The organism is [Acidovorax] ebreus TPSY, assembly GCF_000022305.1.
GTDB lineage: Bacteria > Pseudomonadota > Gammaproteobacteria > Burkholderiales > Burkholderiaceae_C > Diaphorobacter > Diaphorobacter nitroreducens.
This window is the reverse complement of the sequence record NC_011992.1, coordinates 2,638,383-2,650,283: the sequence shown is the minus strand read 5'-3', so window position 1 is coordinate 2,650,283 and position 11,901 is coordinate 2,638,383. Positions and strand designations below refer to the sequence as shown.

Genomic DNA, 11,901 nt, shown 5'->3' with positions numbered 1-11,901 from the left:
GCCTGTTTTAGCTTCTTCTTTGGGACACCATGGATTCCAACGCTTCCTCTTCTCCCCGGCTGCCCCTGGAGGGCCTGCGCGTGGTGGAGTTCACCCACATGGTCATGGGCCCCACCTGCGGCATGGTGCTGGCCGACCTGGGCGCCGAGGTCATCAAGGTCGAGCCCGTGGATGGCGACCGCACACGCCACCTGCTGGGCGCGGGTGCCGGCTTCTTTCCCATGTTCAACCGCAACAAGAAGAGCATCGCCATCGACCTGCGCAGTCCCGCGGGGCTGGAGGTGGCCATCCGCCTGGCCTCGTCGGCCGACGTGGTGGCGCAGAACTTCAAGCCCGGCGTGATGGCCAAGTACGGCCTGGACTACGCGGCCCTGTCGCGCCTGAACGAGCGCCTGGTGTATGTGAACCACACGGGTTTCCTGCCCGGCCCTTACGAGCACCGCACGGCGCTGGACGAGGTGGTGCAGATGATGGGGGGGCTGGCCTACATGACCGGCCGCCCGGGCGACCCGCTGCGCGCCGGCAGCAGCGTGAACGACATCATGGGCGGCATGTTCGGCGCCATCGGCGCCATGGCGGCGCTCATGCAGCGCCAGCAGACCGGGCGCGGCCAGGAAGTGGACTCGGCGCTGTTCGAGAACAACGTGTTCCTCGTGGGCCAGCACATGATGCAGTACGCGGTGACCGGCCAGCCCGCCGCGCCCATGCCCGACCGCATCTCGTCCTGGGCGGTGTACGACGTGTTCAGCGTGAAGGACGGCGGCCAGATCTTCCTGGCCGCGGTGAGCGACGCGCAATGGCAGACCTTCTGCGACGCCATGGGCTATGCCGACCTCAAGGCCGACCCGCGCTATGCCACCAACAACGACCGCGTGCGCGCGCGGCCCACGCTGTTGCCCGAGCTGCGCCAGCGCCTGGCAGCGCACACGGCCGATGCACTGGCGGCGGTCTTCGAGCGCCGTGGCCTGCCGTTCGCACCCATCCTGCGGCCCGAGCAATTGTTTGACGACCCGCACCTCAACGCCACGGGCGGCCTGGCCGAGATCACCCTGCCCGACGGGGAGCGCGCGGGCGGCACCGCGCGCACCACGCTCATGCCGCTGCGCCTGGACGGCCAGCGCATGGGCGTGCGCCTGGACCCGCCGCGGCTCGGCCAGCACACGCAGGATCTACTGGCAAGCCTGGGCTACACGGCCGACCAGGTGGCCGCGCTGCGCGCTTGCGCGGCCGTGGCCTGAGGGGGAGCAACCGGGTCACGGCCTTGTGCATGCGTGGCCCGCCAATCCCTGAGTCCGCGCTTTCTGAGACCCCTATAAAAACCACCGGAGACACCCATGCCCCTCGATACATTCCCCGCACCCCGCCGCCTCACGCGCCGCCAGGCGCTGGCCTGGAGTGCTGCCCTCTGTGCGCCCGCGCTGGCGCATGCGCAGGGCCCCGGTGCGGCCGACCGGCCGCTGCGCGTGATCCTGCCGCTGTCAGCCGGCTCGGGCGCGGACGGCGCCATCCGCGCCATTCAGGCCAGCCTGTCCAAGGCGCTCGGCCAGCCGGTGGTGATCGAGAACCTGCCCGGCGCGGGCGGCATCACGGGCACCACGCAGCTCGTGCGCGCACCCAAGGACGGCTCGGTGATCGGCGTGGTGTCCAACAACCACGTGGTGAACCCGCATGTGTACCCATCGGCGCCGTTCGATGCCATCGAGGACATCACGCCCATCACCGTGATCGGCGCCACGCCCTTCGTGCTCGTCGCCCATCCCTCGGTGCAGGCTCGGAACGCGCGCGAACTCATCGCGCTCGCCAAGGCCAAGCCGGGGGTGCTCAACTACGGCTCGTCAGGCAACGGCACCATCCTGCACCTGGGCGCGGCCATGTTCGTGGACCAGGCGCAGCTGGACATCAAGCACATCCCCTACCGCGGCATGGGCCCGCTGATGAATGACATCCTGGGCGGGCAGGTGCAGCTGGGCGTGGTGGCCGTGGCGCCGGCGGCCGCGCACATCAAGTCCGGCAGCCTGCGCGCGCTGGGCGTGACCACGGCCGCCCGCGTCCCCTCGCTGCCCGGCGTGCCCACCCTCGCCGAGCAGGGCCTGCCGCGCTATGAACTGGAGGGCTGGATCGCCGCCGTGGCGCCTGCCGGCGTGCCCCCGGCGGACGTGGCGCGGCTGTACAACGGCTTCAAGGCCGCGCTGACCATGTCGGAGGCGCGCGACGCGCTGGTGGCGCAAGGCTACGAGATCAAGCTCACGCCGCCCGATGCCTCGGCCGCGTTCTTTCGCAGCGAACTGGCGCGCATGGGGCAGGTGGTGAAGAGCGCCAGCGTGAAGATGGACTGACTTCGCTATCGTTCAAGGAGCTGTCAGCGCTTGCTGGATAAGCGCTACAGCCACCTGCGCACCCTGGATCGATAGGCGGTGAAATCCGGCCCGAACTTCTGCGCCAGCACCCGCTCTTCCGGAACGATCTGAAAACGCGTGATGTAGGCCACGAACGCCGCCACGCCCAGCAGCGCCAGCGGCGCACCCAGGTACACCGTCCATGCGAGCAGCAGGAGGGCGAGGCCTACGTACATCGGGTTGCGCGTGACGCGGTACACGCCGCCCACCACCAGCGCCGAAGCACCGCCCGGCCGCAGCGGGTTGACGGTGGTGCGCGCGCGCCGAAACGCGTGCAGGCCGGCCACGTCGAACGCCAGGCCCACCAGCGCGAGCAGGACGGCCGCCGCGGTGCGCGGCGCGCTGTCCGTCACGCCGCCGCTGGCCTGCGCGGTGAACCACATCGCCACGCCGGCAAGGGCGGCGACGAGCGGCGGAGGGATCTTGTGTTCAAGCCAGTGCATGGGTGTGGGCCGGCGGGCGCCCGGCGGCGGAAAAGGGGAAGGGTGCACGCGCAGCCAGTGTAGGCCGGTCCCGAGGCGGCGCCCAGCCCGCGGTGCGGCGCGTCTGCGTTGTGGCGATTCAGAATGTTTTTGGCCTCCAGCGCTTACCTATCAAGCGCTGGCAGCTATGTTTTTTGATGGTCCTGGGGGCCACGCACGCCACTGGCCTCGGCCATGCGTACCAGCACCAGCAGCGCGCGGTTGACCGGCGTGGCGACACCCAGCGCGGCGCCGCGCTGCACCACGTAGCCATTCAGGTGGCCGATCTCGGTGGGGCGGCCCCGTGCCAGGTCCTGCGCGGTGGAGGACCGTTGGCCCGCCATGCTCTGCGCGATGCCGCGCACGGCCGCGTGGATGTCTGCGGGAGGGGGCACCCCGTCCGCCTGCGCCACGGCCAGGCATTCGGCCACGACGTCGGCGATCACATCGGTCGCGCCGTCCTGCTGCACCAGCCAGCCGTAGGGCTGCTGCACGATGGCCGACAGCGCGTTGTAGGCGCAGTTGATGACCAGCTTGGCCCACAGGGCGCTGCGCACGTTGTCCGACACCTCGGCGGGGATGCCCGCGTCGCACAGCTCCCGCGCCACGCGCGCGCTGGCGGGCGACGGGCCGATCACCAGCTCACCCCGCCCAAAGTGACGCACGTGCCCAGGCCCGGCCATGGCTGTGGCCACATACACCACGGCGGCCGCCACGGGGTGCGCCGCGCCCAGCACAGCGCGGGCGCGCTCGTCGTTGTCCACGCCGTTTTGCAGCGTGAGCACCAGCGCGCCCGGTGCCAGGTAGGGCTGCATCTGGCGCGCCGCTTCTTCGGTGTCGGTGGACTTCACGCACAGCAGCACCACGTCGGCGCCACGCACGGCGCTGGCATCGGTACTGGCCTCCAGTGGCACATGGGTGTCCTGCGTGGCGGTTTGCAGTCGCAGGCCGTGGGCCTGGATCGCCTGCACGTGGTCCGGGCGGCCGATGAGCGTGACCGCGTGGCCCGCACGCGCCAGCAGGGCGCCAAAGTAGCAGCCCACCGCGCCTGCGCCCATCACGGCGAAGCGCAGACGGCCGGTGTGCGAAGGGGTGTTCAGAGGCATGGCGGGCAGCTTTCAGGAAGGACGGGACGGCCATTGTCCACCGATCGGGCGTTCCATGTTTTGCTATCAAAAATATAGCTGCTGGCGCTTGCTGTATAAGCGTGAAAGGCCGATTTGGCTTGAAACCCTGACGCGCAATAAAAAACGCCCCGGCCGAGCGGCGGGGGCGTTGGCTGCGCGAGGTGTGCGCGGAAGATGCGTGGCTTACAGCGAGTCGATGAAGCTGCGCAGCTTGTCCGAGCGGCTCGGGTGCTTGAGCTTGCGCAGCGCCTTGGCCTCGATCTGGCGGATGCGTTCGCGCGTCACGTCGAACTGCTTGCCCACTTCTTCCAGCGTGTGGTCGGTGGACATTTCGATGCCGAAGCGCATGCGCAGCACCTTGGCTTCGCGCGGGGTCAGGCCGTCGAGGATGTCCTTCACCACGTCGCGCAGGCCGGCTTGCATGGCGGCGTCCACGGGTGCGGTGTTGCTGCTGTCCTCGATGAAGTCGCCCAGGTGGCTGTCGTCGTCGTCGCCGATGGGGGTTTCCATCGAGATCGGCTCCTTGGCGATCTTCATGATCTTGCGGATCTTGTCCTCGGGGATCTCCATCTTCGCGGCCAGGATGGACGCATCGGGCTCGAAGCCGAACTCCTGCAGGTGCTGGCGGCTGATGCGGTTCATCTTGTTGATGGTCTCGATCATGTGCACCGGGATGCGGATGGTTCGAGCTTGATCCGCGATGGATCGTGTGATCGCCTGGCGGATCCACCACGTGGCGTAGGTCGAGAACTTGTAGCCGCGGCGGTATTCGAACTTGTCCACCGCCTTCATCAGGCCGATGTTGCCCTCCTGGATCAGATCCAGGAACTGCAGGCCGCGGTTGGTGTACTTCTTGGCGATCGAGATCACCAGGCGCAGGTTGGCCTCGATCATCTCCTTCTTGGCGTCGCGCGAGCTGGCTTCACCCGCGTTCATGCGCTTGTTGATCTCCTTGAGCTCGGACAGCGGCACCACCACGCGCGCCTGCAGGTCCATCAGCTTTTGCTGCAGTTCCTGGATCGGCGGGATGTTGCGCTGCATCACGGCGCTCCAGGGCTTGCCGGCGGCGGCCTGCTTCTCGACCCACTGCAGGTTCAGCAGGTTGGCCGGGAAGTCCTTGATGAAGGTCTCCTGGGGCATACCGCACTTGTCCACGATGATGCGGCGCAGCTCGCGCTCCTTCTTGCGCACGTCGTCCACCTGGGCGCGCACCATGTCGCACAGCTTCTCGATGGTCTTGGCCGTGAAACGGATGGTCATCAGCTCTGCCGAGATCTCGTGCTGCACCTTCATGTACGCGGGACCGCCGTAGCCGTCCTTGTCGTAGATCTTGTGCATCTTCTCGAACAGCGCGCGCAGCGTGTCGAAGCGGCGCAGGGCCTCGTTCTTGAGCTCTTCCAGCTTCTTGGTCAGCGCCTTGGAGCCGCCCTTGCCGTCGTCGTCGTCTTCCTCGTCGAACTCGTCGAAGTCTTCCTCGGCCACGTAGTCGTCGGCCTCGTTGGGATTGGAGAAGCCGTCCACCACGGTGGAGATGACGACCTTGCCCTCGCGGATTTCCTCACCCATGTTGAGGATCTCGGCGATGGTGGCGGGCGAGGCGCTGATGGCCTCCATCATGTCCATCAGGCCGCCCTCGATGCGCTTGGCGATCTCGATCTCGCCTTCGCGCGTGAGCAGCTCCACCGTACCCATCTCGCGCATGTACATGCGCACGGGGTCGGTGGTGCGGCCGAATTCCGAGTCCACGGTGGACAGGGCGGCCTCGGCTTCTTCCTCGGCCTCCTCCACGGTGGTGGCCGTGGGGGTCACGTTGTTCTGGAACAGGGTTTCCGCGTCGGGCGTTTGCTCGTACACGGCCACGCCCATGTCGCCCAGCATGGCGACCACGACTTCCATGGTTTCGGCGTCCACCAGCTTGTCGGGCAGGTGGTCGGAGATTTCCACCTGCGTGAGGTAGCCGCGCGTCTTGCCCAGCGTGATCAGCTTCTTGAGCTGCGAGCGGCGCTTGGCCATGTCCTCTTCGGACAGCACGGTCTCGTCCAGGCCGAACTCCTTCATCAAGGCGCGTTCCTTGGCCTTGCTGATCTTCATGCGCAGGGGCTTGGCCTTCTCGACCGGGGCGGCTTCGGCGGCCTCAACCACCTCGGCTTCGGGCTCGCCTTCGAGGTCGGACTCGATGTCGGACAGGTCGGCGTCGTCCTCCAGGCCTTCTTCCTTGGCCTTGGGCTTGCGGCCGCGCTTGGCAGGGGCCTTGGCGGCAGCGGTGGTGCCGGCGGCCTTGGCGGGGCGGCCGGGCTTCTTCTTGGGCGCCTCTTCGGCGACTTCGGGCTCGGCAGCAGCCGCCTTGGCGCGCGCGGGCTTCTTCTTCAACAGTTCATCAGCGGCTTTTTTCAGCTCGGCAGCAGTTTTCGGCGTGGACACAGTCTTGACTTTCGGCGCAGCCTTGGGCGCGGCGGCAGCGGCCTTGACAGGGGCGGCTTTCGCGGGCGCCTTGGCGGCGGCTTTCACAGTGGTTGCGGCTTTGGAAGCGGCCTTCGCGGGGGTGCCAGAGGCAGACTTGGGCGACTTCGCGGACTTTTGAACGGGCATGGACAACCTCAAGGTCAAAAACGGACACACAAAGAAAACACAAGCGCCAAGGAACCCGGCGCGGGCAGGCACGGCGACGGCAAGGGCCTTCGCGGTTTGAGGGGAAAACCCTCAGGGGCAAGATGTCTGGGCGAACATTTGGTGTGCAGTCCTTGCGGTGGGGGAGGGCGGTTGTGCGCGTTTGTCACGGTCGCCTGGTCCGGAGGTGCTGCTGTCGCTCTTGCCGACAAACCGTACATTATACCGGCGCAGCAAAATTCAAGGGGCTTTGTCAAGCCCCTGAGGTCATTTTTGTAAGCCCCTCTTCCAGCGCGCGGCGGCGCTCCTGCAATTGCCGGTAGCGCTCGATGGCCGCCGGGTCCTGCGAGGCCGCGGCGATCAGGGCGTTCTGCTGCAGCTTGATGGCTTCGATGAGCATGCGGTTGAGCAGTCCACGCAGTTCGGCGCGCAACTCGGTCTCGTCCCCCTCGGTCTGGGCGTGGGAGCCAGTCATCACCCGCTCGGCCAGGGCCTGGCAGTCATGGCCTGCCAAGGCCTCGCGCAGCACCGCCCAGGACTGTGGTCCGTGCTCGTGCAATTGCCCTTCCAGCCAGACGAACAGCGCGCCGTGCGGCGCGGGCTGGTCGCACAGCAGGGTGTGATCTTCGTGCGACAGCTCTTCGAGGAATTCCATGTGCGACAGCAGCAGGCGCGCGGCATGGTCGGCGCGCCCCGTGAGGGGGCGGCGCGGCAGCGGCGGCTGTGGGGGGCGCTGCTCTTCGCGGCGCCAGCGCCCGCCCTTCCATTCGCCGCCCTTGCGCCAGCGGCGTGCGGGCTCGCCACCGGCGGGGCTGCCGTATTCCATGCCCGGCGGTTCCTGCCCCCAGGGCGGCTCGTCGCCGAAGGGGGCGCCGTCGTGCGCGGGCGGGTGCGCGGCGGAGCCGGGGCGCGGGCTGTCCTGCGCCCAGAGCTGGGCCAGATCCGGCGCGGGCAACTGGCCCAGTTCACCCAGCTCGGTCAGCAACTGGCGCTTGAGCGCGCCGTCGGGTAGCGCTGCCCACAGCGGGCGCGCGTTGCTCAGCATGTGGGCGCGGCCCTCGGCCGTTCCCAGGTCGCAGCCCTCGCGCGCAGCCTCCAGCAGGAAGCGCGACAGCGGCACGGCGTCGCCCACATGGCGCGCGAACGCCTCCGGTCCATAGGCGCGCACGAAGCTGTCGGGGTCGTGCTCGGCCGGCAGGAAGAGGAACTTCACGCTGCGCGTGTCGCTGGCGTAAGGCAGGGCGCCGTCCAGCGCCTTGCGCGCCGCGCGCCGCCCGGCGGCGTCGCCGTCGAAGCTGAACACCACCGTGTCGGTGAAGCGAAACAGCTTGTGCACATGCTCGGGCGTACATGCCGTGCCCAGCGTGGCCACGGCATTGGGAAAGCCCAGTTGCGCCAGCGCCACCACGTCCATGTAGCCTTCGGTGACCAGGGCGTAGCCGTGTTCGCGGATGGCGTTGCGCGCCTCGTACAGGCCGTAGAGCTCGCGGCCCTTGTGGAACACCGGGGTTTCGGGGGAGTTGAGGTACTTGGGCTTGTCGTCGCCCAGCACGCGCCCGCCAAAGCCGATGCACTCGCCCTTGACGTTGCGGATGGGGAACATCACGCGGTCGCGGAAGCGGTCGTAGCGCTTGCCGTCTTCGTCGTTCACGATCACCAGGCCGCTTTCCTCCAGCAGCGGGCTGTCGTACTCGGGGAACACGCTGGCCAGGCCCCGCCAGCCCTCCGGCGCGTAGCCCAGGCCGTAGCGCTTGGCTACCTGGCCTGATACGCCCCGGCCCTTGAAATACTGGACGGCGCGCGGCGACTCGCGCAGGTGGCGTCGCCAGGCGTCGCCGGCCTTCTCCAGCACGTCGGTCAGCGTGGCCTGCTTCTGGCGCTGGGCGGCGGCGCGTTCGCGGTCCTGGGGCGAGGTGTTCTCGTCGTCGGGCACCTGCATACCGATCTGCTGGGCCAGGTCCTGCACGGCCTCGCGAAAGCCCATGCCCGCGTGGTCCATGAGAAACCCGATCGCATTGCCGTTCTTGCCACAGCCAAAGCAGTGGAAGAACTGCTTGGACGGGCTGACGCTGAATGAGGGTGATTTTTCCCCGTGGAAGGGGCACAGGCCCATGAAGTTGGCGCCGCTCTTCTTGAGCTGCACATAGCGGCCGACCACATCGACGACGTCAACGCGCGCAAGCAACTCCTGGATGAACGACTGGGGGATGGACACCGGGGTATTTTCCATCAGCCCGCCGTCAGCTGGCTTTGCTCTAATGAACGGGGTCTTGCATTCCCGACCTGAACAAGAAACAAAGGAGCCCCGCACGTGACCAGCATGTACGACCAGAATCTGCCGCGCACCGAAGCCAACCATGCGCCGCTGTCGCCCCTGTCCTTCATCGAACGCACGGCCGAGGTCTACCCCGACCGCCTGGCTATCGTGCATGGCGAGCTGCGCCAGACCTGGGGGCAGACCTACGCGCGCTGCCGCCGCCTGGCCAGCAGCCTGCGCCGCGCGGGCATCGGCAAGAACGACACCGTGGCCGTGATGCTGCCCAACACCCCGCCGATGGTGGAGGCGCACTTCGGCGTGCCCATGGCGGGCGCGGTGCTCAATGCGCTGAATACCCGGCTGGACCCGGAGACCATCGCCTTCATGCTGGACCACGGCGAGGCCAAGGCGGTGATCGTGGACCCTGAATTCGCCCCCGTGATGGCCAAGGCGCTGGCGCTGCGCCAGTCGCAGGCGCCGCTGCTGCTCATCGACGTGGAAGACGCCGTGTACGGCCCGGCCGCGCAGCGCCTGGGCACGCTGACGTACGAGGACTTCCTGGCCCAGGGTGACGCGCAGTTCGCGTGGGAACTGCCCGGCGACGAGTGGGACGCCATCGCACTCAACTACACCTCGGGCACCACGGGCAACCCCAAGGGCGTGGTCTACCACCACCGCGGCGCGCACACCAATGCCGTCAGCAACGTGCTGGAGTGGGACATGCCCAAGCATGCCGTCTACCTCTGGACGCTGCCCATGTTCCACTGCAACGGCTGGTGCTTTCCCTGGACGGTGGCGGCGCGCGCGGGCGTCAATGTGTGCCTGCGCCGGGTCGAGGCGCAGGCCATCTTCGACGCCATCCGCAACCACGGCGTCACACACTACTGCGGCGCGCCCATCGTGCATGGCCTGCTGGTCAACGCGCCTGCGGCGATGAAGGAGGGCGTTCCCGCGGGCGTGAAGGCCATGGTGGCCGGGGCAGCGCCGCCGGCCTCGATGATCGAGGGCATGGAGCAGATGGGGTTCGACCTGACCCATGTGTACGGCCTCACGGAGGTATACGGCCCGGCCACCGTCTGCGCCAAGCACGCGGCCTGGGACGCGCTGGACATCGGCGAGCGTGCGCGCCTCAATGCCCGCCAGGGCGTGCGCTACCACCTGCAACGCGCGGCCATGGTGCTCAACCCAGACACCATGGAGCCCGTGCCGCACGACGGCGAGACCATGGGCGAGATCATGTTCCGCGGCAACATCGCCATGAAGGGCTACCTGAAGAACCCCAAGGCCACCGAGGAGGCCTTCCGTGGCGGCTGGTTCCACAGTGGTGACCTGGCGGTGCAGTACCCCGACGGCTACATCAAGATCAAGGACCGCAGCAAGGACATCATCATCTCGGGCGGCGAGAACATCTCCTCCATCGAGGTGGAGGACGTTCTCTACCGCCACCCCGACGTGCTGGCCGCCGCCGTGGTCGCCAAGCCCGACCCCAAGTGGGGTGAGACGCCCTGCGCCTTCGTGGAGCTGAAGGCGGGCGCGCAGGCCACGCCTGAGGACATCGTGGCGCACTGCAAGAAGCACCTGGCGGGCTTCAAGGTGCCGCGTGCCGTGGTGTTCGGCGAGTTGCCCAAGACCAGCACCGGCAAGATCCAGAAGTTCGAGCTGCGCAAGCAGGCGGGATCGGCCGCGGCCATCAACGTCTGACGTCCGCCGAGGGCCGGCGGCGGCCAGCGCCACGGCCTGGCTGCTAACCTTCCGCGATGCGCGCGTCCCCTTCGCCTTCTGCCGGCGCACCCCCGCTGTGGCTGCTGGTGCTCATCACCCTGAGCGGCACCCTGGCCATGCACATGTTCGTGCCCGCGTTGCCGGACGCGGCGCGCGCGCTCGGCGTGGGGCCCGCGGCGGTGCAAGCCACGATCAGCATCTACATCGTCGGGCTGGCGCTCGGGCAACTGATCTACGGCCCCTTGTCCGATGCGTTGGGACGGCGTCCCCTGCTGCTGGGCGGGCTGGCGCTGTACGCGGCGGGCAGCATCGCTGCCATGCTGGCGCCGACCGCACCGGCCCTGATCGCTGCGCGGTTCATCCAGGCGCTGGGCGGCTGCGCCGGGCTGGCGCTGGGGCGCGCCATGGTGCGCGACACCAATGGCCCGGTGGAGGCCGTGCGCGCCCTGGCACTGCTCAACTTGATGATGATGGTCGGCCCCGGCATGGCGCCGCTGGCGGGTTCGGGCCTGGTGGCGCTGGGCGGCTGGCGGGCGGTGTTCGTGGCACTGGCCTTGGCCGGTGTGGCGACGCTGCTGCTTTCCTGGCGCAAGGTGCCCGAAACGGGTACGCCCACGGGCCGTGTGAGCCCGGGCCGGCTGGCACGCGCCTACGCCGCGCTCTTGCGCTCGCCCACCTTCCTGGCCTATGCGGTGGGCGGTGGTTGCGCGACCACGGCGGTGTATGCCTTCATCGCGGCGGCGCCGTTCATCATCACCGAGCAGTTGGGGCACCCGCTGCGCGACGTGGGCATTGCCCTGGGCGTGGTGATGGTGGGCATGGCGATCGGCAATGCGCTCACGCGGCGCCTGGCACTGAGCATGCGGCTGGGCCGGCTGCTGGTCTGGGGCAACGCGGTGAGCGTGGCCTGCGCGCTGGTCTTTCTGGCGCTGGAGCTGCTGGGCTACCTGACGCTGGAAGCCACCGTGGGGCTGATGCTGCTGTTCGTGCTGGGTGCCGGCATGGCCAGCCCGGCGGCGCTGTCCAAGGTGCTGACGGTGGATGCGCGCCAGGTCGGCGCGGCTGCCGGGTTGTACGGTTTTGCGCAGATGGCGCTGGGCGCGCTGTTCACCCTGCTGGTGGGTTGGGGCTCCAACCCGGCGCTGGCCTCGTCCTGCGTGCTGCTGGGCGCGGCGCTGGTGGGGCAGGGGTGTCTGCAGTTCGCGCTGCGGCGCGAGAAGCGGGTGCGCGGCGAGCGGGCGCGCGGCGAGTAGACGCGCAGTTCCCGGAGTGAACCCTGAATGCTATTGTTTTAATAGCTGTTGGCGCTTATTAATTGGGCGCTGTAGGCC

Annotated in this window: 8 protein-coding genes; 4 read left to right on the top strand and 4 right to left on the bottom strand. The window is 68.4% G+C overall.

The genetic code is table 11. From position 1 onward, the window contains the following. The first annotated feature begins 29 nt into the window (after positions 1-29). Together DTPSY_RS12470 and DTPSY_RS12465 are read left to right on the top strand one after the other, a co-directional pair. Complete coding sequence (locus DTPSY_RS12470; protein WP_015913869.1) at positions 30-1,238, top strand: CaiB/BaiF CoA transferase family protein; 1,209 nt, start codon at positions 30-32, stop codon at positions 1,236-1,238. Between the two features lie 96 nt (positions 1,239-1,334). Then, positions 1,335-2,336, top strand: coding sequence for a Bug family tripartite tricarboxylate transporter substrate binding protein (locus DTPSY_RS12465; RefSeq protein ID WP_015913868.1), 1,002 nt, complete (start codon positions 1,335-1,337; stop codon positions 2,334-2,336). 44 nt (positions 2,337-2,380) lie between these two features. On the opposite strand, the gene DTPSY_RS12460 is transcribed toward DTPSY_RS12465, so the two are convergent. The 4 genes from DTPSY_RS12460 to dnaG form a co-directional block, all read right to left on the bottom strand. Further along, positions 2,381-2,839 (bottom strand): methyltransferase family protein, encoded by a 459-nt coding sequence (locus tag DTPSY_RS12460; RefSeq protein ID WP_015913867.1) that lies wholly within the window; start codon positions 2,837-2,839, stop codon positions 2,381-2,383. 164 nt (positions 2,840-3,003) lie between these two features. Next, positions 3,004-3,963, bottom strand: a complete 960-nt coding sequence (locus DTPSY_RS12455) for a ketopantoate reductase family protein (protein WP_015913866.1) — start codon at positions 3,961-3,963, stop codon at positions 3,004-3,006. 204 nt (positions 3,964-4,167) lie between these two features. Further along, entirely contained in the window at positions 4,168-6,573 is a 2,406-nt protein-coding gene (rpoD, locus tag DTPSY_RS12450) for an RNA polymerase sigma factor RpoD (RefSeq protein ID WP_015913865.1), read from the bottom strand. Positions 6,574-6,844: 271 nt separating this feature from the next. Then, entirely contained in the window at positions 6,845-8,821 is a 1,977-nt protein-coding gene (gene dnaG, locus DTPSY_RS12445) for a DNA primase (protein WP_015913864.1), read from the bottom strand. Between the two features lie 81 nt (positions 8,822-8,902). On the opposite strand from dnaG, the gene DTPSY_RS12440 reads away from it, so the two are divergent. Both DTPSY_RS12440 and DTPSY_RS12435 read left to right on the top strand, forming a co-directional pair. Continuing rightward, the gene (locus DTPSY_RS12440) at positions 8,903-10,549 is read left to right on the top strand and encodes an acyl-CoA synthetase (RefSeq protein WP_015913863.1); all 1,647 of its coding nucleotides are present in this window, start codon (positions 8,903-8,905) and stop codon (positions 10,547-10,549) included. A 56-nt stretch (positions 10,550-10,605) separates the two neighbouring features. Further along, entirely contained in the window at positions 10,606-11,823 is a 1,218-nt protein-coding gene (locus tag DTPSY_RS12435) for a multidrug effflux MFS transporter (RefSeq protein WP_015913862.1), read from the top strand. The last annotated feature ends 78 nt before the right edge of the window (positions 11,824-11,901 follow it).